The 22681-nt window shown below is 58.9% G+C and carries 23 protein-coding genes, 1 tRNA gene and 1 pseudogene; 8 read left to right on the top strand and 17 right to left on the bottom strand.

Translation table 11 applies throughout. From position 1 onward, the window contains the following. A partial coding sequence (locus KF767_19095) for an HNH endonuclease (GenBank protein ID MBX3020000.1) occupies nt 1–1090 on the top strand: 1090 nt, incomplete at its 5' end. A 113-nt stretch (nt 1091–1203) separates the two neighbouring features. Here the strand turns inward: KF767_19095 and KF767_19090 are convergent. Continuing rightward, a complete protein-coding gene (locus KF767_19090) occupies nt 1204–2286 on the bottom strand; it encodes a cation transporter (protein ID MBX3019999.1) in 1083 nt (360 codons plus the stop codon). A 28-nt stretch (nt 2287–2314) separates the two neighbouring features. Here KF767_19090 and KF767_19085 point away from each other — a divergent pair, with 28 nt between their 5' ends. Next, the gene (locus KF767_19085) at nt 2315–3277 is read left to right on the top strand and encodes a COX15/CtaA family protein (GenBank protein MBX3019998.1); all 963 of its coding nucleotides are present in this window, start codon (nt 2315–2317) and stop codon (nt 3275–3277) included. 2 nt (nt 3278–3279) lie between these two features. Here the strand turns inward: KF767_19085 and KF767_19080 are convergent, their stop codons facing one another. Together KF767_19080 and KF767_19075 are read right to left on the bottom strand one after the other, a co-directional pair. Then, nucleotides 3280–3855 carry an LON peptidase substrate-binding domain-containing protein gene (locus tag KF767_19080; protein MBX3019997.1) on the bottom strand — a complete coding sequence of 192 codons (576 nt, stop codon included), beginning with the start codon at nt 3853–3855 and terminating at the stop codon, nt 3280–3282. Next, nucleotides 3852–4313, bottom strand: coding sequence for an NUDIX domain-containing protein (locus KF767_19075; GenBank protein MBX3019996.1), 462 nt, complete (start codon nt 4311–4313; stop codon nt 3852–3854). Before KF767_19075 ends, KF767_19080 begins: the two co-directional genes overlap by 4 nt. 45 nt (nt 4314–4358) lie before the next feature. On the opposite strand from KF767_19075, the gene KF767_19070 reads away from it, so the two are divergent. The 4 genes from KF767_19070 (at nt 4359) to KF767_19055 (ending at nt 8342) form a co-directional block, all read left to right on the top strand. Beyond that, complete coding sequence (locus KF767_19070; protein MBX3019995.1) at nt 4359–5111, top strand: DUF1275 domain-containing protein; 753 nt, start codon at nt 4359–4361, stop codon at nt 5109–5111. Further along, a complete protein-coding gene (locus KF767_19065; protein MBX3019994.1) occupies nt 5104–6717 on the top strand; it encodes a Na/Pi cotransporter family protein in 1614 nt (537 codons plus the stop codon). The genes KF767_19070 and KF767_19065 overlap by 8 nt, the downstream gene beginning before the upstream one ends. After that, on the top strand, nt 6717–7070 hold the full coding sequence (locus tag KF767_19060) for a DMT family protein (GenBank protein MBX3019993.1): 354 nt from the start codon (nt 6717–6719) through the stop codon (nt 7068–7070). The genes KF767_19065 and KF767_19060 overlap by 1 nt, the downstream gene beginning before the upstream one ends. A 144-nt stretch (nt 7071–7214) precedes the next feature. Then, nucleotides 7215–8342, top strand: coding sequence for a hypothetical protein (locus tag KF767_19055; GenBank protein MBX3019992.1), 1128 nt, complete (start codon nt 7215–7217; stop codon nt 8340–8342). Nucleotides 8343–8403: 61 nt separating this feature from the next. Here KF767_19055 and KF767_19050 read toward each other — a convergent pair whose 3' ends face one another. Then, a complete protein-coding gene (locus KF767_19050) occupies nt 8404–8973 on the bottom strand; it encodes a hypothetical protein (protein ID MBX3019991.1) in 570 nt (189 codons plus the stop codon). A gap of 338 nt (nt 8974–9311) precedes the next feature. On the opposite strand from KF767_19050, the gene KF767_19045 reads away from it, so the two are divergent. Next, nucleotides 9312–9860, top strand: coding sequence for a hypothetical protein (locus tag KF767_19045; protein ID MBX3019990.1), 549 nt, complete (start codon nt 9312–9314; stop codon nt 9858–9860). Between the two features lie 68 nt (nt 9861–9928). Here KF767_19045 and KF767_19040 read toward each other — a convergent pair whose 3' ends face one another. The 11 genes and pseudogenes from KF767_19040 to KF767_18990 all read right to left on the bottom strand — a co-directional run bounded on the left by KF767_19040 (nt 9929) and on the right by KF767_18990 (nt 19696). Continuing rightward, complete coding sequence (locus tag KF767_19040; GenBank protein ID MBX3019989.1) at nt 9929–10486, bottom strand: DUF366 family protein; 558 nt, start codon at nt 10484–10486, stop codon at nt 9929–9931. Continuing rightward, nucleotides 10486–11187 carry a 7-cyano-7-deazaguanine synthase QueC gene (queC, locus tag KF767_19035; protein ID MBX3019988.1) on the bottom strand — a complete coding sequence of 234 codons (702 nt, stop codon included), beginning with the start codon at nt 11185–11187 and terminating at the stop codon, nt 10486–10488. The genes KF767_19040 and queC overlap by 1 nt, the downstream gene beginning before the upstream one ends. Next, nucleotides 11184–12950, bottom strand: a complete 1767-nt coding sequence (locus KF767_19030; protein ID MBX3019987.1) for a DHH family phosphoesterase — start codon at nt 12948–12950, stop codon at nt 11184–11186. The genes queC and KF767_19030 overlap by 4 nt, the downstream gene beginning before the upstream one ends. Before the next feature lie 36 nt (nt 12951–12986). Next, nucleotides 12987–13952 carry a protein translocase subunit SecF gene (gene secF / locus KF767_19025; protein ID MBX3019986.1) on the bottom strand — a complete coding sequence of 322 codons (966 nt, stop codon included), beginning with the start codon at nt 13950–13952 and terminating at the stop codon, nt 12987–12989. Nucleotides 13953–13961: 9 nt separating this feature from the next. After that, nucleotides 13962–15641: a protein translocase subunit SecD gene (gene secD, locus KF767_19020; protein ID MBX3019985.1), complete on the bottom strand. Its 1680-nt coding sequence runs from the start codon at nt 15639–15641 to the stop codon at nt 13962–13964. Nucleotides 15642–15705: 64 nt separating this feature from the next. Further along, nucleotides 15706–15981 (bottom strand): preprotein translocase subunit YajC, encoded by a 276-nt coding sequence (yajC, locus tag KF767_19015; GenBank protein ID MBX3019984.1) that lies wholly within the window; start codon nt 15979–15981, stop codon nt 15706–15708. Between the two features lie 115 nt (nt 15982–16096). Then, nucleotides 16097–17325: pseudogene (gene tgt / locus KF767_19010) on the bottom strand (tRNA guanosine(34) transglycosylase Tgt). Beyond that, a complete protein-coding gene (gene queA, locus KF767_19005) occupies nt 17313–18323 on the bottom strand; it encodes a tRNA preQ1(34) S-adenosylmethionine ribosyltransferase-isomerase QueA (protein MBX3019983.1) in 1011 nt (336 codons plus the stop codon). The pseudogene tgt and the gene queA overlap by 13 nt, the downstream one beginning before the upstream one ends. Beyond that, entirely contained in the window at nt 18324–18800 is a 477-nt protein-coding gene (locus KF767_19000) for a hypothetical protein (protein ID MBX3019982.1), read from the bottom strand. 14 nt (nt 18801–18814) lie between these two features. Beyond that, nucleotides 18815–19342 carry a hypothetical protein gene (locus KF767_18995; GenBank protein MBX3019981.1) on the bottom strand — a complete coding sequence of 176 codons (528 nt, stop codon included), beginning with the start codon at nt 19340–19342 and terminating at the stop codon, nt 18815–18817. 171 nt (nt 19343–19513) lie between these two features. Further along, nucleotides 19514–19696 (bottom strand): hypothetical protein, encoded by a 183-nt coding sequence (locus tag KF767_18990; GenBank protein ID MBX3019980.1) that lies wholly within the window; start codon nt 19694–19696, stop codon nt 19514–19516. Nucleotides 19697–19953: 257 nt separating this feature from the next. Between KF767_18990 and KF767_18985 the strand changes: the two genes are divergently transcribed. Next, nucleotides 19954–20038: transfer RNA gene (locus KF767_18985), tRNA-Leu, on the top strand. A 200-nt stretch (nt 20039–20238) separates the two neighbouring features. On the opposite strand, the gene KF767_18980 is transcribed toward KF767_18985, so the two are convergent. Next, the gene (locus tag KF767_18980; protein MBX3019979.1) at nt 20239–21042 is read right to left on the bottom strand and encodes a hypothetical protein; all 804 of its coding nucleotides are present in this window, start codon (nt 21040–21042) and stop codon (nt 20239–20241) included. A 186-nt stretch (nt 21043–21228) separates the two neighbouring features. Then, a complete protein-coding gene (locus tag KF767_18975; GenBank protein ID MBX3019978.1) occupies nt 21229–22242 on the bottom strand; it encodes an HNH endonuclease in 1014 nt (337 codons plus the stop codon). Between the last annotated feature and the right edge of the window lie 439 nt (nt 22243–22681).

Genomic DNA, 22681 nt, shown 5'->3' with positions numbered 1-22681 from the left:
CGTCATGACGCTTAAAACTCTCTCGAACGAAAACTTGCTCGCACGGCTTACGAAACTCGTTCGCACCGAGCGGAAGATCACGCACTTGGTTTTGGAGTGCATCGCCGAAGTGGACCGACGCCGGCTGTATCTGGAAAGAGCTTATCCGTCCCTCTTTGAGTACCTCACCCAGGCGCATGGTTACTCCGCCGGAGCGGCACAACGACGCATCAGCGCGGCGAGGCTTTTGCGCGAAGTTCCCGAAGTCGCGGCGAAGATCGAGGAAGGAAAGCTGAACCTCTCCCAGATCGCGCTCGTCACCCAAAACATCAAACTGGCGGAGAAAGAGTTCGGCGCCAAAATGGAGGCCGAGGATAAACTGGGTCTCCTCAAAAAGATCGAGTCGCGCAGCTTCGTGGAGACGCAGCAGATTTTGGCCCATGAACTGAAAGTTGAAGTGCCCTCCCTAGAACGCACCCAACAACATGCCGACGGTTCGGTGACACTCACCCTGACTCTGACGAAAGAAGAATACGAAAACTGGTGCCGTGTAGGAGAACTCGTCTCCCATTCCGTTCCGAAGCGGAGGCACGCGGACTTGGCCATTTATCTTGCGCGCAAAGAGATCTCACGTCGCACCGAGATCAAGCGCGCTTCGCCGCAACGCAAATACTCAAGCAAGCCCCGCCAAATCGCGCCGAATCTGCGGAAACGTATCCTCGTCGGGTCCAGAGTCGGCCCCGGACATCGGAAGTACACTCTCCTTGAAAAAGGAAAGAACCGCGAGAAGTGCAATTTAGATTCTAACCCCGGGAAAGATTCCTTGAAGCCCACTTCCGAATCGGAACTGCGTCCGCGCGGCTGCGGCTACGTGGATCCACTCACGGGCAGACGCTGCGGCTCACGGCACTTCCTGCAGATCGATCACATCCGCCCGGTTCACGCAGGCGGCGGGAATGCGCCCGAAAACCTGCGCGCCCTGTGTTCGGCACATAATCGGGGACGGAATCGGAAACCTGGGGCTCACCCTTTCAGATCACAAAAGAAACTCACCGCGCAGGCCCCGATCACGACAAGTGAACGAAAGGAAAATCCTCACTCGGAGGGCTGAAGAGTCGCGGCGGTCCAGTCAGGACCACTTCCACTTTTATGAACGACAGATCCGCTTCCGAATCGGAAGTGACCTCCGGCTCGGTCTCGGCATGGCCTCGCTCACTTCCCGGCTCAATGCTCGGGCGTCTCGCAGGCCTCGCCGTCGAATTCGAACTCGATGGTGGCTTCGACGATCGCGAACTTCTTTTGCAGCTGCGACTTCACTTTTTGCTTCAGCTCCGAAAGCGTCGCCACGTCGGCGCCCGCGGGCAGGCGGATGTGCGTGGTCAGGATGTGCTTTTCGCCGTCGAGCGACCAGATGTGGGTATGGTGACAATCGGCCACGCCGGGAATGGCGCGAATCACGCCCTCGATTTTTGGCACCGACAGACCCGCCGGGAGCGCTTGCAGAAAAACCGCCGCAACCGCAACCAACTGACGAACCACGTTCATCATGATCCACGCCGACAGACCGATCGCGACGATCGCGTCCAGCCACGGCCAGTCGACGAATTGCATGACGAGCGCGGTGAACAGCAGAATGATCCAACCCGCGACGTCCTCGATCAGATGCAGGCGCACCATGCGCTCGCTCGCACCGCCCTGACTGGAAAACTGCAGAAGCGACCAACCGTTGATCGCGATCCCGAAGATCGCCATCACGAGCATTCCCCAAGCGACCACGGGCTCGGGCTCGAAGAGGCGCGTGACGGCCTCGCGCACGACAAAAACGCCGCCGATCAGCAAGATGGTGCCGGTGAAAACCGAGCTCAGCAGTGAAAAGCGGCGGTAACCGTAGGTGTAGGCCGGGGTCGCCTTCTGGATGGATTTTTTCTCGAACCACCACGCCAAGCCCAAAGCCATCGCGTCGCCCAAATCGTGAAGGGCGTCGGACATCACCGCCACCGAGTTGGTGAGATAACCCCCGATGAACTCAAAAATCGCGAACCCCAGATTCAGGAAGAAGGTGAGCTTCAGTCCCTTCATCACCCGACCGTGATCGCCCCCCGCGCCGCCGCCATGGTGATGATGGTGGTGCCCGAAACCGTGATGATGATGGTGATGACCCGCGTGATCTATGCCTTCATCGTGGGCATGATCATCAGTCGCGTCCCCCGTCTGATCGTGAGCGGACTCATGATCGTGCTCCGAGCCATGATCGTGGCTACAGTTCTTGTGATCATGCGAAGGGGGGCCGCGCCGCTCGTTGCTCATTGGGAATTCAGTATGCTAAACCCGCCCCATGATGTCACTGCCGAAACCGAGCCTTCCCCCGCCCGCTCCCCGCTTCCTTTGGACCGCGCGCGGACTCGTTTTTTACGTTCTTCTCGTCATCTTGTGGGGCGCCTGGGTGCGCATCTCCCATAGTGGCGACGGCTGCGGCGATTCGTGGCCTTTATGCAACGGCGTCGTCATCCCCGAAGCCGCACCGCCGAAAACCTGGGTGGAGTTCACCCACCGCCTGATGTCGGGCGCTTTCGGCCTTTACGTTCTGGCCCTTGTGATCGCCGCCCGTAAACTCTTCGCGAAAGAGCATCCCGTCCGCTTCTGGGCGATGGCTTCGCTCTTTTTCACGATCACCGAGGCGCTTCTGGGCGCGAAGCTCGTGCTCTTCGGACTGGTCGGACAAGACGACTCGGTCTTCCGCGCCATCGCCATGAGTTTGCATTTCGCGAACTCGGTCCTCCTCGTCGTTTCGGTCACGCTGCTCGCGCTCTTTGCCGAACGCAAAGAGTGGATCCGTCGCGGCACCGACGACGCCATCTTGTCTGCGCGAATGCAGAAGCGTCTGCCCATCGTGGCGGGAGTCGTCTTCCTGATCTTGGGGATGTCGGGCGCGATCGCGGCGCTGTCCACGACACTTTTTCCGAGTCTGTCGTTGCTCGAAGGCTTCCGCGCGGACTTCGACGCGGCTTCGCACTTTCTTTTGCGTCTACGTACGGTGCATCCCACGATGGGGGTCTTCGCGGGCGTCGGCCTCGTGCTGCTTTTCTATCTCGCAAGCGAGCTCGCGCCGGCGAACGAAACAACCTACCGTCGCCGCTCGTGGTACGTGATCGGCATCATGGCGGTCACGGTCGTCCTGGGTTCGGTCACGCTGTTGTGGCTCTCGCCCATTCCGTTGAAGCTCGTTCATCTGTGCTTGGCGCATCTGTTGGGAATCGCGCTGACCGCGTGGTGGCAGTCGCTGCGCTACCGGGTTTAGGCTTAAGTCGCCGTCGGATAATTCAACATCCCATTCAAGAGGCCGACCTTCTCGTTCACGTCGTCGGCCTCGAGGATGAGCTGCTGCAGATCGCCGTCGGTGATCAAAAACGCGGTCGCGGCGCCGAGCACGGCCTGCGGACCCGAAAGGGCCGCGACAAAATGCTCGCGCGTCGCCACGTCCACGATATGCTCCCCCATCCACTTCATCAAGCGACGCTGTAAGCCCATGTAGGCCAACGCCTGCTCCGCGTTGATCTCGTAGTTTTCGGAGATCTCTTCCCCTTCGGCGATGAGATAAGGCTCGACGTTCACTTGCACGGACTTAAGACGCGCCTTACCCTCCCCCGGAAGGCGAATCAGGAGCGTCCCGTCCGCCCGCTTCTCCAGAAGTTCGGGCACGCCGAAGCCCGCGACGACTCCCGGCACCGCGCCGTCACTGAACGTGAGCGCGATCGGGACCTGCTCGGCGAGCGCGTCTTCGACCATTTTCAGATAGCGGGGCTCGAAGATGTTGAGGGGTTTCGAAGTTCCCGGATGCAGCACGCACTCATTCAAAGGAAAGACGAAAAGCTTCACGGCGCGACCTCGACCTTGGGACGTGCGCCTTTCTGAAAGATCAACTCCCAGAGAGGGACATCGGCCTCGGCGAGATCCCCGGCTTCATTCGCGGAGGCCCAACGCCACTCGCTATGGTCCGTCAGATGAAGGCCCGTCCAGTCCGCGGCCCGCACCCAGTAAGCGCGCAGGAAAATGCGGACGGTCGCATAGTCGTGGGTGTTTTCCCCAAGAAAACCGGCCAGTTCGACGTCGAGGTTCAACTCTTCTTTCAATTCGCGAACGAGCGCTTGGGGTTCGGTTTCCCCGGGATCGACTTTGCCCCCCGGAAATTCGAAGCGACCGTATTCGTCATTTCGCCGAAACAGCGCGACCTCGAAAACGCCCGCGGCCGTGGTGCGCGAGAAAACACCACAGACGACATGCACCTGCCGAAGCGAAGCGGTCCCGATCGAATTCTGATTACGACTTTCTTTCAAGCGATCCTCGCGTTACTCTTGAACGATACACGAACAGGTTCACGAATGCTATCGCAGGGCTTCTCGCTCAACCATTTTAGTCGGCTAAACTTTGTCATTTGGTGTTCGCTCGCATTTCAGGCCGGCGCGATCAACGCTGGCGGATTCCTCGCCAGTCACCGTTTCGTCTCCCACGTCACGGGCTTCGCGACCCTCTTCGGCAGCGAAATGGCGTTCGGTCATTGGACCGCCGCCCTCTGGATCATGACGGTCCCGGGATTTTTCATCACGGGCGGCATCGTTTCGGCGCTGTTCATCGATCGTCGACTGTCGCGCAACCGCCGTCCCCAATATACCCAGGTCATCTTTCTGGTGGGACTCGTCCTGATCGCGGTCGCGGTCTTGGGTTCAACCGGCCAGTTCAGCCGCTTCGGCGAATCCCTCGATCTGAGCCAAGACTACAAACTGCTGGCCCTTTTGTGCCTGGCCTGCGGAATGCAGAATGCGGCGGTCACGTCGGCTTCCGGCGCGGTCATCCGCACGACCCACCTGACGGGGATCACCACGGATCTCAGTATCGGGCTCGTGCGGATCTTCTCGAAACATCTGAGCGAAGACACACTGACCATCGAGCGACGCAAGGCCGGCATTCGTATCGGTCTCATCGGCAGTTTTATCGCGGGCTCACTTGCCGGATCCGTCTTTTTCCTTCAGTTTGAGTATTTGGGCTTTCTGTTTCCGGCCACGATCTCTGTCGTGATGTCGTTCATGGGAATCCTGTTCCGCACTTCTTCCCGTGGAGGCCGAAAAATTGGTTGAGCTCACCTCATCACCGCTCATCTTGCTGTTCGGCGGCGTGGCGCTTTTCATTTACGGAATGACCCTCGCCAGCCAATCGCTGGAAAAGCTCTTCGCGAGCCGCATCACCTTTCTGCTGAAGAAACTTTCGGCCAATCAGTTTTTATCGGTGATCGTCGGAATTTCGATGACCACGGTGCTGCAGAGCTCGGGCGCGGTGACGTCGCTGCTCGTGGGTCTCGGTTCGGCGCGCGTGATCACGCTTCGTCAGGTCATGGGCGTGATCATCGGAACCGCCATCGGCTCGACCCTCACCGTCCAGATCATCTCGTTCCCGCTGTCGCAGTTTTCGCTGCCGATTCTGATCGTCGCTTTCTCGTGCTACTTTTTCGCGAAAAAGCCGCAGATCAAAAACGCGGCGCTGGTGCTTTTCGGCTTCGGTCTTTTGTTCTTGGGGATGGGCCTGATCTCGGGTTCGGCGAAAATCCTGGCCGAGCTTCCCGAAACGCAAAGCGTGATCGCACGCCTGCGCGACCATCCCTACATCTCGATTTTCTTCGCGATGTGTTTCTGCGCGCTGGTGCAGTCCAGTGCGGTGACCATCGGTCTGGCGATGAGTCTGGCCCAGGCCGGCGCCATCGACCTGCACCAGGCGATGTTTTGGGTGTACGGCGCGAACATCGGCACGACCTCGATCGCGCTGCTCGCCGCCGTGGGCGGAAATTCCATCGCCAAACAGGTCGCCTGGGCGCACTTCTTCTACAAAACGCTCTCGGTCGTCATCTTCCTGATCCCGGGCGTGAACACCGCCCTCGTCGGGATGCTCGCCGAATTTCACACCTCGGTCTTCCGTCAGGTGGCGAACGGGCATTTGCTGTTCAACCTGATCTCGGCCGCGATCTTCTTCCCGCTCATCAATAAGGGCTCGGCGATCATCGAAAAGATGTTCCCGAAGGATCCGAAAGAAGAGTTCGGGACCGAGTTTTTGACCATGAACAACTACGAGTCTTCGGCGCTTGCGGTCAGCTACGCCCACCGCGAAATCCAGCGCACTGCGGACATCGTGGTGTCGATGATCGAGGACTCGGTGAAGCTGTTCGAAAAAGAGGACCCCGAACTTCTTCGCAGCATCAAAGAGCGCGACAATCAGGTCGACTTCCTTTACCGCGAGATCAAGATGTTCCTGCTCGATCACGTGAATAAATCCCAGGTCGCCGTCCACCAGAACCTGATGGGGATGATCATGTTCTTGTCGGATCTGGAGCGCGCGGCGGACTCGATCGACATCAACGTGACGACGCTCGCGGTGAAAAAACACGCGCTGCACCTGGAGTTCTCTAACGAGGGCTGGACCGAGATCCGCGACATGCACGCCCGCGTGCTGAAGGTCGTACGCCTGGGCATCAGCGCCTTTTACCAGCGCGATCTGACCGAAACCGCGATCCAGGAAAAGCGCGATCTCGCGAAATACGAGTTCACGCTCAAAGAAGAGCACATCAAACGTTTGAACCGCGGTATGCGCGAATCGATCAACACGAGCTCCATCCACTTGGATCTGATGAGCGAATACAAACGCATCGCGAGCCTGATCTGCACCCACGCGTACACCAGCGGCGGGAACAACTGATGACGACAAATGCCTACGTCCCCCTCGTCATGTTGCTCCTCTCGAACATCTTCATGACGTTCGCGTGGTACGGGCATCTGAAAGGCTTCAAGACCTCGGCGCTCTGGATCGTCATCCTGGTCAGCTGGGGGATCGCGTTTTTCGAATACGTCCTGCAGGTCCCCGCCAACCGCTGGGGTTCGGATCACTACAGCCTGCCCCAACTTAAAATCCTGCAAGAGGTCATCACCATGATCGTCTTCGCGGGATTTTCGGTCTGGTACATGAAACAGCCGCTCAAGCTGGATTACCTCTGGGCGGCGCTCTGCCTGGTGGGGGCGGTTTACTTTATTTTTCGCACGCCCGTGGCGTGACACTTTCCGCCCGCCGGCCTAATTCCCGGGCATAACGCGGGACTGCGCATTCTCGTTCGGTTTTCACGCGCGCGACCCAAGCCGATCCCCCTTTATTCTCCACCATGGATTCGCTAACCCCGAAGCACAATTCCGGAGGGGGAAATGATGAAGGCCATGGGGCTTGCCGCGCTCATTGGGTTTGCGTGTCTCGACGCGCATGCGTGGACGTTGAACGAAGTCTCGGTGCTGATTCCCCTTCCCACGCGCGCGGAGTTCACAAAGACACTCGCGCCCGCGGACCTCGGCCTCGGCGGCCCGCTCCTCCCGCGCGCCGTGTACGGCGAACTCCCCCGGTTGATTCTGGGCGGAAACCCCGAGCTCATCTACAATGAACAGTTGCGGGTCGTCGCGATGCGGATCGATCCGTGTTTTCATGAGGGCCCGGCACCGCTCGCGTGCCGTCGGCAGCTGCGGCTTGTCTGGCAACCCCTGGAATTCCCGACGCGCGGGAAAAGCGCTTCGGCCCTGGACGCGGCCGTGCACAGCTTTCACGACTTCGACGAAAACGACTGGCCCGATTTTCTGAAAGAATGGCGCGAACTCGTGCGCACGCCCGCGGCGCCGCTGGGCATTCACCCCCGACTCCAAGCGGAAGGGCTGAACGGCGAAACCTGGACGAAACTTCGCGCCTTGGTCCTTCGCTATGTGGGCGAAAAAAATCTTAGCCGCGCAACCGGCATGAACGTCGATCCCATCGGCTCGCTGTGGGTTTTCGCGGGCGTCGACGTCGCGGACGGCGTTTACCGCCGGATCCGCGTGCCGCGCGTGAACCGCGGCGCGCAGGGATTTTTCATCGACCCCACGAAGCTGCAGGAATTCCGCGCGAGCCTGAATCCCTATCCCGAGGATCAAATCGCGTGGCTGAATCTGCTGAACAATTCGGAGCAGTTCGACCCGGACCGCGACCGCGACGCGCTCTTAGAGGCCCTGACTCAAGCCGCGCGCATCGAAAATCCCCGCCTTGAAAACACGGGCGGCATCGACTGCGTGAGCTGTCACGTGGCGCAGACGGTACGGATGTGGGGCGAACGCCGAGGGTTGGCGAAGATCCTGCGTGCGGAGCTGTCCGAGTTCACCTATCCCGACTCCGCGAAATCCGCGGACGCGGGCACGGGCTTCGTCAACCGCCTGCGCGCCTTCGGTTACTTTTTGGATGAGACGAACATCTCGCGCCGCACGCTGAACGAAAGCCTGGAAGTCGTGCGCCACCTGAAAGCGGAGACACCCTGACCCCGATCGTGAGGGCACGGAACTTGCGATAGCGGGGCTCGACTTCGGGAAATGCAAATAATCAGATCGTCAGAACGGGCGTCAGCGAGGGACGTTCTTCGAGCGTCTTCTCGGCGCCCGCACTTTTGGGTCCGTCCGTGGGCACTTCCACGGTCTCGTCCGTCACGACTTTCATTTCGTGGATCTGCACCCGCGTGCCGAGCGCGCGCTTCAGCAGCTCGGCCGAAGGCGACTTTTCGCCGCAGTTCATGATGACTTCGTATTTACCGTCGATCACCGCGAAATTCTGGCGAGCCGAGACGTCCTTCACCGAACGCAGACCGCGACCGATCACGATCTGTTGGGTCAGCGGCGCCTCCAGCGGATTGATCCGGATCGTGCAGCAATCCTGGGACATCAGGCTACGGAAAAAGCCCGTGTCCTGACCGTCACAGAAACGCTTCTCGCGGGAAAGACCGAAATCGAAGTCGTCCATGAACTCGATCACGCTGCCCGGCCCGAGCGGCAGACGGATCGCCTCGGTCAGCTTCGTTTCGGCGCGGCTTTCCACGCCCAAAAGCAGACTCAAAATCGCAAATAGGAAAAACATCCCCAAAAGCGAAGGCGTTTTTCTTTCAGCGGCTAACTTCATCCCGTACCCCCAAAGCTCGCGCATTTCCTCGACAAGCTTCGATTTTTTTCAAGACCCCGGGCCCAAAAACGTCATTTGGGCCCCCCTGTATTTCCCGCGGTGAATGACTACAAGATCGGGACCACATTTTGCCCTCGCCCCAGGGCGGAACATTTTACGCACGACGGGTGTCCGGATCTTCGACAGTGGTTCCGTCACCGGCTTTTCACGACTGAAGTTAAGATCGCGCAGAAACCCCTTCCGCCCCCTCGCCGCGATTCTTTCAAGGCGGGCGACGAATCTGGGCACCGATTTGCAATCTTCATTTGAAATGGAACGAGCTTCAAAAGGGAGGAGCCATGGAAATGCGCACTTGGAGTAAACCTGGAATCGGCGGACTGATCGCAGTTTTGTTACTTTCGGCCGCCTACGTTCGCGCGGAGTCGCGACAGTTCACTATGCCGCATGAACGCGTGGCGACCCCTCACCTGAACATGCCCCACCAGATCGTCGGCGACGAACGCGGCGACGTCTTAAAATCGGCGAAGTACGACAAACGAAACGGCGTCATGGTCATCGAGATCGAGTCGGACAACTTCTGTAACCTGCGCCAAGGCGCGCTTCTTCACGAGCGCTCGGGCCGGGCGACCTTCGGTCCCCACATCTATCGCCTGGAGTTCGGTATTAAAACGATGATGGGCTGCGGAGGCCGCGGCGTCGCGACCATCAAAGTGCCCATGACCGAAAAACAAGCGACCGGGCGGATCTTGATCCATTTGCCCGACGACAAAAAAGTCATCACCGCCGAGAGCATCGACTTCATCAAACGTCGGCAGAGCGAAGACTTCAACGCCGTCCCTCGCGTGGGCAGCAGCACCGCTCCCGAGTCGGCGGGCGGACGCAACTAAACTGAATGTAACGATTGTGATTCTGACGGGGCTGCCGATTCCATGATGGACCGGCAGTCCCGCCTTTTTTAGACGGGACGGACCTTTTCGGTCGCGGCCCACATCGAATCGAATTCAAAGGCGACTTTGGCGATGAGCGTACGGCCGAAGACCTCGGGGTTGAGCCCCCAGTCCTCGAGCGCGCAGGTTTTGACGGGCGTGCCCTTTTGGCTGACGTTCACCGCGAAATGCACGAGCTGCGAAACCGCGCTCACCGTCGCGATGGAAATACTGAACTTCGCATCGTCCAGATAAAGATCGTCGCCTTCACGGCGCAGGCGCACTTTGCCACCCGAAAGATCCTCGACCGTCGTGGCGGCTAAAGACGCGATCAAACGCTGCAGCGCCACCGCCGAAAGTAAATTCGCGTGGAAGAACTCGACGATCAGGTGAACCATGTCCGAGCCCGCGATCGCGCTTTGTTCACGCAGATCTTCGCCATCGATCATGTGCGCGAAATCCACATGGCACGCCCCCCGAAAACCCAAAACCGAAGGTCCGTCGAGCCGGTGATTCATGTAACTGTAGAGCGGACGCAACTGCGTCCCGTCGTAGTCGAGCTTCGTTTCCAACCACAGGGATTTCATCAGGCTTCTCCGGCGGCCGCGAACGGCAAAGTGGAAAGGTCGACGCCGGCGTCGCGAAAGGCGCGCGTCGCGCGCAGGCAGGATTCGCACTCGCCGCACCAGCGGTCCCCTTCGAGGTAGCATGGCCAAAGCTGACCGAAGTCCACGCCCAACTGCTGCCCCCGACGGACGATCTCGGGCTTTTCCATGCGGATCGTGTAGCACTGGACCATCACGCGGTTCGCCGTCGAAAAGTAAAGCGAGCGGGTCATGGTGTGCACGAAGTCTTCGGAATTGTCGGGAAAGGTCTTCGCCTCTTCGGCGTTGAATCCCGGGATCACCAGATCCGCTCCGAGCGACTCGGCGAAACCGGCGGCGATGTTCAAAAAGATCCCGTTCCGGTTCGGCACCCAGACCGACTTCGCGGTACGGGTCGAGGTTTCGGCGGAATGGATGTCGACCTCTTCGCCTTGCGGGACTTCCTGTTTGCGATCGGTCAAAGACGAACCGCCGAACTCGGCGATGAACGGCAACGCGAGCACGCGGTGACGCAGCCCCAGACGTCCGGCGATGAGCGCCGAGGTTTTAACCTCGCGCTCACGGGCGCGCTGGCCGTAATCGAACGTCAAAACGAGGGCGATGTCGGTCTTCTCGCGGGCCTCGTACAAATTGACGGTGGAATCCAGCCCCCCACTGAGGAGCACGACGGACTTCGGTTTCATGGCCCGAAGCTACCAAGTCCCTTTTCGGAAGGCGATTCCTTTTCGTAAGGGACGGCGACCTTGTAATCCCGAATCAGGATTTGCGGCTTGATCGAGCCACGGAAGTCGTTTTTTTGGACTTCCCCGAGCACCGAAACGACGATCCCCGGCTTCACGGAAAGCCCCGGGGGAGGTGAAAAATACAGGGCATCGACCTTCGTGAAGGTCGCCGGATCTTTGAGAATCCATTTTTGGTGACCACCCCGAAGCGGCATCACGTTTTCGAGGATCAGGTTCTCGAACGCGAAAATCGGAACCGCGAAATCCACACCGAAAGGACCGAGCGCCTCGAGCCAGCGCAAAAGTCCCAAATTCAAATCGCCCAAACGCAAGAAGCCGTCATGATCCATGACCGACTCTTGCGTGAAATCGAGGCTGGCGTGGTGCTCGGCCAAACGCGCGATGAGTTCGTCTTTACGCGAAAGTAAAACTTCGAAACCCGCCGCCGCGGGATGACCGCCGTGACGTTGCAGGATGTCGGTCGCGGAGCTGAGGGCCTCGAGCACGCTGACGGGACTGCCATGCGGAGCCCGCGCGCTACCGACCACGACGCCTTCGTCATTTTCGGAGCCGATGAATGCGGGACGCCCGGTCTCGCCGGCGATTTTGGTCGCGATGAGCCCCACGACGCCGCGGTGAAACTCTTTCGAGGTCAATAAAACGAAGTCCTCGTGCGGCCACTCTTGCAACAGCTCGAACGCGATTTTTTCGCCGTGCTGTTGCAGGTCCAGACGTTCGGAGTTTTGCGACAGCACCTGATCGACCAGCGCTTCCGCGGACGGCTGATCGGGCGCCAGGTAAATTTCCAGGGGACGCAGGCCCGTTTCAAGGCGACTGAGCGCGTTCAGCTTCGGCGCGAAACGGATCGCCACGTCCTGGGCGCTCAGCTCTTTGCCCTGCATATTCAGTTTTTTCAAGAGCGCTTGAATCCCAGCCCGTTTCGATCCTTCGATCACGCGCAGGCCGTGCTTCACGAGCATCCGGTTGTCTTCCACGAGCGGCACCATGTCCGTCAGGGTCGCGATCGTGAACAGATCCAGAAGCGACTTCAGATTCAGCGCCGACTCGGGAACGACTCCGGCGTCCGCGAGCGCGCGCTTCAGCGCCCGCACGACGGTGAAAGCCACGCCCGCGCCGCACAGATAACCCAAACCCGAAGGGCAATCGCCCTGATTGGGATTGATGATCGCCAGCGCCTGCGGTTTTTCGGGACCGGGTTGGTGATGGTCCGTGATGATGACGTCAATGCCCAGACGCTTCGCGGTCGCGCAGGCCTTGTTCGCCGTGATGCCGACGTCGATGGTCATGATTAAAGTCACGCCATCCTTCGCGAGCTCTTCGACGATGAAGTCGTGAAAGCCGTAACCTTCCGTCAGCCGCTGCGGCTGGATCGGCCGCACGTCATGAAAGCCCAGCTGCTTGAACGCGTCGAGAGCCAGCGCCAGGCCCGACGTGCCGTCCATATCGAAGTCGGCATAAAGACAGATTTTTTCCTGATTGATGCGCGCCTCGACCAGACGGTCGATGGCGGGTTTCATGTCCCGAAGGGCCCAGGGACTTTTCATCGATCCCAACTTCGGATCGAAAAGATCGTTCCAAGACGCGGCGTCGTCAAAGCCCCGGTGAAACAGCAAACGCTGAATCTGATCCGGGACCTTCAGGGGATTTTCATCCCCCGTTTTCAAGCTCGTGCTTGAGCTTCTTTCCTGCCACCGTCCTGGCACCGACGCCTCCTAGAGCTAGGGTCTTGTCTTCTTGGCCTAGGCGCGAGCCTGGTTGGAGCTTGTCGGCCGGGGCGCCAGATTGACCTTCTCCATCAACATCATGATGGGAGCGGCGACGTAAACCGACGAGTAAGTCCCGAAGACCGTTCCCGCGCACAAAATGAAGGCGATGTCCGCAACGTCTCCGTCAGCGAACCACCACAAGAAGCCCGTCGCCACGATGGTCGTGACGGCTGTGATCATCGTCCGACCCAGCATCTCGTTGATCGAGCGGTTGACGATGGCCTTGGACTCGGCGCCCTTCGACGTCGCCGAAACCTCGCGGATCCGATCGAACACGACGATGGTATCGTTCAGCGAATAACCGATCAGGGTCAACAGCGCCGCCAGGACCGAGATATTCATCTCTTTCCCCATCAACATATAGAGCGCGAGCGTGATGATCGCATCGTGCGCCAGCGTGATGACCGCGCCGGGCGCGTACTTATAATCGAAGCGCAGCGAGATGTAGATCAAGATCACCAGCAGAGAGTAAAACACCGCGAGCAAGCCGTTGCGCTTCAGCTCCGCGCCCACCTGGGGACCGACCGAGTCGACGCGGCGGATGTCCGGCTCGTAAGCCTTGAAATCCCCCTCAAGTGCCGTCCGCAGCGACGCAACCGCAGCGTTCTGCCGCTCGTTGATCTCTTTTTCGTCTTTGCCTTCGGGAATCTGAAAGCGAATCACGTACTCGGAACCGCTGTCCGCTTGCAAGGTCTGAATCGAAGGGTTCAGCAGATGGAGGTCTTCCACCTTGTTCCGCAGCTCGGCGATGGGAAGTTCCTTCTCGAACTTCACCTGCACTTCGGTCCCACCGGCGAAGTCGATGCCGTAATGAATCCCGCCCATGGCTAAATAGATCAACGACGCGACGGTCAGGATCAGTGAGATCGCGCCGAACAGCGGGGCTTTACCGACAAAATCGAAATTGAAACGGGTCTGTTTATCTGTATTCGTGCTCATGCTGTCCCCTTAAACCGACAGAGTCTTTTTGCCGAATTTGTGAATCACGACGTCGACGATGACCTTCGAGATGAAGACGTTCGAGAAGAGCGTCGTCACGATCCCCGCCAGCAGCGTCACCGCGAAGCCCCGCACCGGGCCGGTTCCGTAGTACAACAGAACCAGGGCGGTGGCGGCCGAGGTCAAGTTCGAGTCGATGATCGCCGACATCGCGCGGTCGTAGCCTTCTTTGACGCCGTAAACGAAGCTTGCGCCCTTGCGAAGCTCGTCACGAATGCGTTCGTTGATCAGGACGTTCGCGTCCATCGCGAAGGCGATCGAGAGCGCGATCCCCGCGATCCCGGGCAGGGTCAGCGTCGCGCCCAGCGAGGTCAGGATCGCCAGCACCATCAGGACGTTCAGGATCAGAACCAGATCCGAGATCACGCCCATCGCGCGGTAACGGATGATCATGAAGACCAGGATCGCGATCGCGCCGAAGAGCGAACCGATCTGCGCTTTGCGGATGGCGTCCGCCCCGAGAGACGGTCCCACGCGGCGCTCTTCCAACTGCTCCAGAGCCGCCGGCAGCGCGCCCGCGCGCAGCGAGGTCGCGATCATCTGCGCCTCGGCCAGCGATTGATCGCGGTTACGGCTGGAGCCCAACGTGATACGGGCCTCGCCGTTTCCGATGGGCGTTTGGATGTTCGGCGCGGTCTTCACGACCTTATCAAGGACGATCGCCATCTGACGGCCGACGCTCGCGGTGGTCAGGTCACGGAAGGCGTTCGCGCCCGCGGCGTTGAAACGCAGCGAAACTTCGGGAACGCCGTACTGATCGAAGCTGACGAAAGCGTCGGTCAAATCCGCTCCGCCCAGGTTCGTGTCGGTTTGCAAAAGATAGGGAATGCGGCCCGACTCCAGATCGTCGGCGTTCGGCGAACGTTCGAAGAAAACGACCGTTTTCGGGGGCAGCTTGCCTTCGAGGTCTTTGTTCAGACGATCGACGTAAGCCGAGTACTTCATATCCTTCAGATTGTAGTTCCCCGCGGTCTCGGCCTGATTAATCAGCTCCATGATGTTCGGGGGCATCTGATTCGACACCAGCATGAAATCCAGTTTCGCGGCGGTGTTCACGAGCTGCTTCGCGCGCTCGGCATCCGCCATCCCGGGAAGCTGGACCTGGATACGGTCCGAACCCTGCTGCGAGATCGAGGGCTCGGCCACGCCGAACTCGTCGATCCGGTTACGGATCGTCTCGATTCCCTGATGGATGACCTTCTGTTTGAAGTCGATGAGGTAAGCGTCGTAATAGCGATAGGTCAGGCTATCGGGAGTGTCCTTCAGCAGCTGCAGCATGGTGCTGTAGCGGTTGGACATATATTCCTTCACCCGCGCCGAATCGCCGCCGCGGATTTCCATTTCGCCCTGTTCGGGTTTGGTCAGCACGACATCCGCGACCGGGATCTGCTCGCGCTGAAACTCGGCCTTCAGGCCGGTCACTTGGCGCGCGCCCTGCTCCTTCACCACGCCGGCGACATCGACGCCCATGACGAGATGCAGGCCGCCCTGAATATCCAGGCCATAGTTGAGTTTACGTTCGGTGGGCCACCAGATCTTCTCGGTATTGATGAAGTTCGGCGCCAGGCACACGAAGACGGTCAGGACGCCGACCGCGGCAATCCAGATTCGTGACGTCAAATTTTCCATTGCTGTTTACCCCTTCGATGGAACTGATTTTTTAATTTTTTGGATTTTCGCGGGCCCGCGCCGTTTAGGCTTTCTTCTCGGACGGACCTTTTTCGAGCGAGCTCTGCAGCGCCACGATCTGCTTGCGCAGGAACTTCGCCTTCACGCCGTGCGCGATTTCGAGAGTGACGATCGCATCGGTCATGCCGTCGACGGTGCCAAGGATGCCGCTCGCGGTGATGACTTGGTCGCCGCGTTTGATGCCTTTAAGCAAGTTGTCGTGGTCCTTCATGCGGCGCGACTGCGGGCGCAGAATCAAGAAGTAGAACACGCCCAACATGACGATAAAGGGCAGGGCCATTTCAAAAAGGCTGGGTTGCGAAGCCGGATTCATAAGTTCGGATCTCCTGTGGCAAAAACCGGGTGATTAAAACGCTCATCCTGCCCGGTTTTCCAAAGAATGATCAAGACTTAACTCAGCTCATCGGCTCGCGCGCGGCTTTGACGAAACGCGCCAGACAGGCATCCCGGAAGGCGGCCCAGCGCCCTTCGCTGATCGCCTCCCGCGCCTTCGCCATGAGTGACATGTAGAAGTGCAGATTGTGGATGGAGTTCAGGCGGCTGCCCAAAATCTCACCACTCAGGAACAAGTGACGGAGGTAGGCCTTCGAATAGTGCGTACAGGTGTAGCAGTCGCACTCGGGATCGAGCGGCCCCGAGTCCTCGCGGTACTCGTTGCGTTTGATGCTGACTTTCCCCTGCCAGGTGTAGAGCGTGCCGTTGCGGGCGACCCGCGTGGGCATCACGCAGTCAAACATATCGATCCCCGAATCCACGGATAGGATCAGATCCAGCGGGGTCCCCACGCCCATCAAATAGCGGGGTTTGTTCTGGGGCATTTTCGGCCCGATGACCTTCACGAGGTCATGCATCAGCTCGATGGGCTCACCCACCGAGAATCCGCCCAGCGCGTAGCCGGGAAGATCGACGCTGGTCACCTGATCCATCGAGTACATGCGGTGCTTTTCGCTGAGTCCGCCCTGCACGATCCCGAACAAAAGCGACTCGGGCCGGGTCATGGCCTCTTTCGAGCGCTTCAGCCAACGGTGGGTCAGATCCATGCTGGATTTGATGCGCTCGTCGCGGTCGCGGGGTATTCGAGGCATTCGTCAAACGCCATGATGATGTCCGAGCCCAGATCCATTTGGATCTGCATGCTGGTTTCGGGCGAAAGAAAGTGCTTCGCGCCGTCGAGGTGGGATTTGAACTCGACGCCTTGCTCGGTGAGTTTGCGCAGGCCGCTCAGCGAGAAGACCTGAAAGCCCCCACTATCGGTCAGGATCGGGCCGTCCCAGCGCATGAACTTATGCAGACCGCCCAGATTTTTGATCGTCTTTTCGCCGGGGCGCAAATGCAGGTGATAGGTGTTACCGAGGACGACCTGCGTGCCGATCTCTTTCAGTTCATGCGAGGTCATCGCCTTCACGGTCGCCTTCGTGCCCACGGCCATGAAGGTCGGGGTCTGCACGGGACCGTGCGCGGTCATCAGCGTCGCGCGACGGGCGTTTCCGTCCTGGCGATGGACTTTGAATTCCCCCGTGGTCATGGCGCTGGCGTTGGTCGCGATCGCGTCGGCCGCGAGCTGTACTGTCGCCAGAGTTTTCGTGTTCGCGAGCGAAGTGCCGCCGGTGGTTAACGAATCCATACTGAAAAATCCCCGTAGCTGAAAAGCTTGAAACGGCGTTCGATCGCCCACTGATAGGCGCTCTTCACCGACTCGAGTGAATGAAATGAGGCGACCAGCGCGAGCAGCGTGCTCTCGGGCTGGTGAAAGTTCGTCATCAGACGCGTGATCCGGCGCCACTCGGCGCCCGGCTTCATGAAGAGCCGCGTTTCACCATGAAAGCCGTCCGGCGTTTCGGTCAGAAGTCCCGCCGCCGCGCTTTCGATGGCGCGCGCGACCGTGGTCCCAAGGGCCCAGACGCCGCGCCCTTCGCCACGTGCCGCCTCGATGGCGAGCCAAGTGTCCCGCGGAATCGTCACCGTTTCGGCGTGCATGACGTGCTCGTCCAGATTGTCACTCGTCACCGGCAGAAAGGTCCCCAGACCCACATGCAGAGTCAGGGATTTCACGCGGACGCCGCGATCCTTCAAAGTCTGGATGTCGGCCGTTTTGAAATGCAATGAGGCCGTCGGCGAGGCGAGGCTGCCGTCGCTTTTCGCCCACGCGGTTTGGTAATCGTCTTGATCCGCGCCGCGATTGTGACGTTCGCCCCGCGCCCTTTGGATGTAGGGCGGCAGCGGCAGCTCGCCGTGCTTCTCGAAGTCTTCGGGCGTGAGCTTGCGGTCGATTTTGAGTTCTTGCGGACGACCCTTTTCGATGAGCTCGGCCGTGGCCCCCATCGGCAGCGAAATCCGCGCGCCGATTTTGAGATTCTTCGCGGGCATCAGCACCTGCCACTCGTTTTCGGGAAGCTCCTGCAGGAACAAAATCTCGAGATCATTCGCGAACACGCGGCGTTTGACGACTTTGGTGTCGTTCACGACGACGACGTCACCGGCGGGAATTTTCGTCAGGACCTCGGCGAACGTGAGCTCCTGCGGCTGACGATCGTCCCCCACCCACATCACGCGGGTCGGATCGGACTTCGCCGTCGCGATGAGTTCCTCCGGAAAGTCGAAGTGCAGTTCGCTCGTGCGCATCTAGATCCGATCCAAAACGATCAAGACGCGGGCCCGGCGCGACGAATGGCAAAGACGGGTCAGGTCGTCGCCGACGATTTCAAAACCGTTCGGCGTGTGGCGCATCTCGAACTCGCGCGCGTCGTCCGTCGTCAGCAGCTCGCAGGGCGCGAAGTAGCCGCCCGCGCGCCGCAGACTCTGGCGCTGGGGATAGACCTGCAGCTTGAGTCCGGAAAACTCGTAGTCCAAACGGAAACTCACGCGGCAGTCCCCGCCGGAAAGACCGAGGTGTTCGGCCGCGTACTCGATCACGCCGCGGTCGTTGCCTGCGGGAATGAGCTTCAGCCGCGTTTCGTCCTTCACCGCGGGAAAGATCTTGCGCCGCTCAAAACGACCCGACGAGTTTTCACATTGGACGTGGTTCACGCGGTATTCAAAAGCGGCCGAAGCCTGGCCCACGACGAAGAACGATGCGAGCAGAAGGATCGATTTCAACATATGTCCTCAAAAGTTTAGAGCGATTCGAACAACAGTTCCATTTTATCAAGGCCACCTTCGCAGCGCTTTTCGGTGTCCGGCCCCAGCATGCGCAAACGCCGCGCGCCCGGTCCGGCTTTCCCCTTCACGTTTTCAAAACGCGCGTCGAAACGTTGCGCCTTTTCGGACGAGAAAACGCGGCACGGAGGCTCGAAGGTCCCCGCCTTGCTCACGCTCGCGCGATCCGGAAAATATTGAATGGCCGAAAGATTTCCGGAAGGATTCAGCTCGGTCTGGAAGTCGCCTTCGAAGCTGACTTTGCAGTTGTCGGCGTTCACGCCGATGTAAACGGCGCTGAATTGGTAAAAGCCCGCCGGTCCCGGCGAGTTGAAACGCAAAATCCACTCTTCGCGATTTCCGGGGAAGCCCGGACCGATGATCACGCGATCCCGAGGCGTCACGCAAGCCTGCTCAATCAAAGCCCAACCGCCTTGAAGCGCGGGAACTTGAGCGGAAGCGAACGTGGAAATGCCCAAAACAAGGGCAAAGAGGATCTTTGGCATGGGCGGCCAAAGTATTGAAAACGCGGAGCGGCGGCAACCAAAAAATAAGGCGGGAGCCCCCAATTCTTGCGAACTGGAGACTCCCGCCCGGACTGCCCCCGGGAACCACCCAACCGAAAACAGTCCTACGGAACACGACTCACTTTTTAGGAAACAAACACCACCACAAACTCACAGGGATTTCCGGCGAAATTCCAGAATCCGCGCACTCGGCGCGGGCTCGTCCAGTTGCCTCAGGAAATCCTCATGCGAGCGCAGAAGTTTTCCTTTCGGCGGAGAGAGGTAAAACCACATCCCCGTCAGAACCAGCCCCGAGTACACCACACAAAACATCACCACGAGATCCAGACCCATTTTCGCTCCATCCTTGGACGAATAAGTCGTTTGTCGTTTGAACTGGGTTGGCAGCTCCGTCCTAGAGCCTCAGCACCCCCTCGCACTCGAGCATCATGCTCTTGCTGGTATGACGGTGATCCCCCCGGCGGTGGTTAATGGGCTTTCATGATTTTGCGTAAATGCGGGGCATCTTTGGTTTTTTAGGCGCACAAAAGAATTGGGACGGCATTGACATGGGGGGTGAAATCGGATGAATTGGGTGCTCTTCCAAACGTGCGCAAGTGGTGGAATTGGTATACACGTACGTTTGAGGGGCGTATGCCTAACGGCTTGAGGGTTCGAGTCCCTCCTTGCGCACCACGTTTGCGAAGAGCTTCCGCGAAATCCGAGGAAGCATCCCAGGCCCTGAGCGGCCTTTTTTTTCGCGCTTCATTCGGCTCTTCAGGCATGAAAAAAGCCTCAGAACCCGCCGTTCTTGGCGGATCCTGAGGCCACGCTGCAAGTCAGGGTGGATGAGCGTTATTGGATTTTGGTTTTCAGTCCTCTCTTAAAGTTGTGAATCAGAAATAAGGGTCAAAGACGAAGTTCTGGGTGATGCTTTTGATCGTCGCCTTCGGGTTGTTCGCGCGGACCTTCGGAAGCTCGATGTCGCAAGTTTGGTCGGCGCCGACGTAACGTTCGCTGAACCAGAGGTTTCCCTTCTCGCCTTGCATGACGAAGGTGCACTTGTTTTTCGAAGCCAGGTCGATCGAATCGTTCACGTAGTTGGTCGTGATCTTGATGACGGTCGCTTTCGGATTATTCACGCGCACTTTCACGAGCTCCGATCCGTTACACACACCATCGGACACGCGGTAACGCTCCGAGATCCAGATGTTGCCCGCCGTGCCGCGGAAAGTGAACGTGCACTTCGTCTTGTGAATATCGAACGGCACCTGGTCCGCAACGAAGTTCGTTTCGACTTTCACGATGCGCGCTTGGGGATTGTTCGCGGCGACTTTGGGTTGCTCGCTCGAGCAAGAGTCTTCCCAACGGGTATAACGTTCGGTGAACCAGCGCGCCCCGCGCGAACCTTCCAGATGGAAGACGCAGCGGCGTTTGTGCACTTCTTTGGTGGCGAGCTCCTGCTGGACCGTTTCGAGCTCTTCCTCGCCGCCTTGGAATTCCAGAACTTCGCTGGAGGCTTGGGGTTGCAGATCCGAGCCCAGGGTTTCGGTGAAGATCTGCTCTTCACCGACGATGGGAGCGTCGGTTTTTCCCGCGAGCGGCATCGTTTCTTTCAATGCGGTGACCGGCGCGCAGTTCTGAAAAGCGACCAGTGTGAGCGTCATCGCGGCGACCGTGATCCAAGTTTGTGCTTTCATCGTTTCCCCCTTGTTTGTGACACTCTCAGAATAGGGAAAAACGCTCGTGAACCGCAGTCACAAAAGCCGCACGATCCGCTCAGCTTGAGACGAAATCGGTGCGGGAGCGCCTTGGTTTGAGATGAAGCGGCGGTCGTGCGGGGGCGGCGTCTCGGTTTCGGATCTATTTTCGCCGCGACGACCGCTTCAGAGGTCCTGGTGGTGGTGACGGTGGTGGGCCGCGCAGAGGAGCACGAGGTTTTCGGGAGTATCCGCGCCGCCATGCTGGAGCGGTCGGCGGTGATGGATCTCCAGAAACTTGTCGTTCGGGCAACGCAAGCCGGGACGGATCTCGTGCGTGCAACGGTTTTTGTCCCGGGTGATCACGATGTGTTTGATGCGGGCCGGGAGTGGCCTGCGCGCGGAGGATTTCCGCGGGGGAGGTGCGGACGTGGGCAAGACTTTCGTGTTCAAGCTATCGAGCGAATTTGACGTCGGTTTCGGTGCGGGATGTTCAATGCCAACGGAAGGACTCCGCTCCGGCATGGGAGTTTGACTCTCCGTCCGCGGAGACAACACTGGATATGCGGCGTTCGTCATATTTCTGGAGGTCCGCACCGGAAGTGGAGTGCGTTTTTTGGAGGCGGCCTTCCCGGACGCGCTCCGACCAAGGCTACGTTTCGCCTTTTCGATGGGATCATGTTTTTGAATGAATTCGTCCAGCACGAGGCCGAGAATTTCCTCGAGCGCGAAATCGCGTTTCGTCAGAGCTCGCGCTTTTTTGAGTTTCGCCATCGTGGCTGAATCGATTTTCAGCGTATGGAGAGTTTCGAGCCCCTTCTTCTCACGAAGCCACTTTTCCGTTTCCGCGGCCGAATGCTGAGAAGCGAACTTGATCACCTGCTTGGTTTCTTCGACGTGCTGGATATCCAGTGCGGACGTGATCTTCGCGGCTTTTGATACGGTGAGAATTTGGGTTTCGAGAGCCTCCATCAGATCGGGAACGACCGCGGCTTTTCTGGAAACCGTGATAAAAGCCGACGTCACCGCTTCGGAGAGTTTGAGTTCGAGCACGCAGTACTGAAAGAGACTCGCATACCCGAGATCGCGGAAGGCGCGGCGGCGATCCATCTCGATGAGGAGCGCCACGAGGTCAGCCTCGATCTGCAGGTAGGTTTTCGCGACGGATTTTGTTTTGAGGTGCAGTTCTCGATTCGTCATGGGTTTTGTTTAACACGGTTTTTGGCGGCGCGATTTTCTCGCGAGGGAGAGTGCGCGGAAAAGCTCTCGCTATGGCGATGGACAGGCTCATGCGGCAATCTTTGCGGGTCGAAATTCAGATTTTTCGAACCATGGAATTTGCGTGCGTTTGAAGGCTTCCTCGCGCTTTGAAAAACCGGTCAAAGAAAATCTCCGGGCCTCACGGCGCGGCACTTTCCGAGGGACATAAGACTCTCTCCGAAGACACGTCGTCGAAGAAAATGTGATGCTCGAGATCCGGCTCTTCTCCGCGACTCAATCGAATCGGAAGTTCCTATGCGGAATAGATTTATTCCGCCGCCCCGGTCCCCGCACGAAGGACACTGGATATCCAGCACTCCGAACCAATGGAGTGTCGCGCATCTATCTATCTATCTATCTATCTATCTATCTATCTATC

It is taken from the genome of Pseudobdellovibrionaceae bacterium, assembly GCA_019637875.1.
GTDB lineage: Bacteria > Bdellovibrionota > Bdellovibrionia > Bdellovibrionales > Bdellovibrionaceae > JAHBUW01.
Note: the sequence above shows the minus strand (reverse complement) of the source record. Positions and strands in the feature narration are given on the sequence as shown.

Coding starts and splice junctions, on each gene's coding strand:
- KF767_19090 (MBX3019999.1), bottom strand. CDS start 2,286: ATGAGCAACGAGCGGCGCGGCCCCCCTTCGCATGATCACAAGAACTGT.
- KF767_19085 (MBX3019998.1), top strand. CDS start 2,315: ATGATGTCACTGCCGAAACCGAGCCTTCCCCCGCCCGCTCCCCGCTTC.
- KF767_19070 (MBX3019995.1), top strand. CDS start 4,359: ATGCTATCGCAGGGCTTCTCGCTCAACCATTTTAGTCGGCTAAACTTT.
- KF767_19060 (MBX3019993.1), top strand. CDS start 6,717: ATGACGACAAATGCCTACGTCCCCCTCGTCATGTTGCTCCTCTCGAAC.
- KF767_19055 (MBX3019992.1), top strand. CDS start 7,215: ATGATGAAGGCCATGGGGCTTGCCGCGCTCATTGGGTTTGCGTGTCTC.
- KF767_19050 (MBX3019991.1), bottom strand. CDS start 8,973: ATGAAGTTAGCCGCTGAAAGAAAAACGCCTTCGCTTTTGGGGATGTTT.
- KF767_19045 (MBX3019990.1), top strand. CDS start 9,312: ATGGAAATGCGCACTTGGAGTAAACCTGGAATCGGCGGACTGATCGCA.
- KF767_19040 (MBX3019989.1), bottom strand. CDS start 10,486: ATGAAATCCCTGTGGTTGGAAACGAAGCTCGACTACGACGGGACGCAG.
- queC (MBX3019988.1), bottom strand. CDS start 11,187: ATGAAACCGAAGTCCGTCGTGCTCCTCAGTGGGGGGCTGGATTCCACC.
- secF (MBX3019986.1), bottom strand. CDS start 13,952: ATGAGCACGAATACAGATAAACAGACCCGTTTCAATTTCGATTTTGTC.
- secD (MBX3019985.1), bottom strand. CDS start 15,641: ATGGAAAATTTGACGTCACGAATCTGGATTGCCGCGGTCGGCGTCCTG.
- yajC (MBX3019984.1), bottom strand. CDS start 15,981: ATGGCCCTGCCCTTTATCGTCATGTTGGGCGTGTTCTACTTCTTGATT.
- queA (MBX3019983.1), bottom strand. CDS start 18,323: ATGCGCACGAGCGAACTGCACTTCGACTTTCCGGAGGAACTCATCGCG.
- KF767_19000 (MBX3019982.1), bottom strand. CDS start 18,800: ATGTTGAAATCGATCCTTCTGCTCGCATCGTTCTTCGTCGTGGGCCAG.
- KF767_18995 (MBX3019981.1), bottom strand. CDS start 19,342: ATGCCAAAGATCCTCTTTGCCCTTGTTTTGGGCATTTCCACGTTCGCT.
- KF767_18990 (MBX3019980.1), bottom strand. CDS start 19,696: ATGGGTCTGGATCTCGTGGTGATGTTTTGTGTGGTGTACTCGGGGCTG.
- KF767_18980 (MBX3019979.1), bottom strand. CDS start 21,042: ATGAAAGCACAAACTTGGATCACGGTCGCCGCGATGACGCTCACACTG.
- KF767_18975 (MBX3019978.1), bottom strand. CDS start 22,242: ATGACGAATCGAGAACTGCACCTCAAAACAAAATCCGTCGCGAAAACC.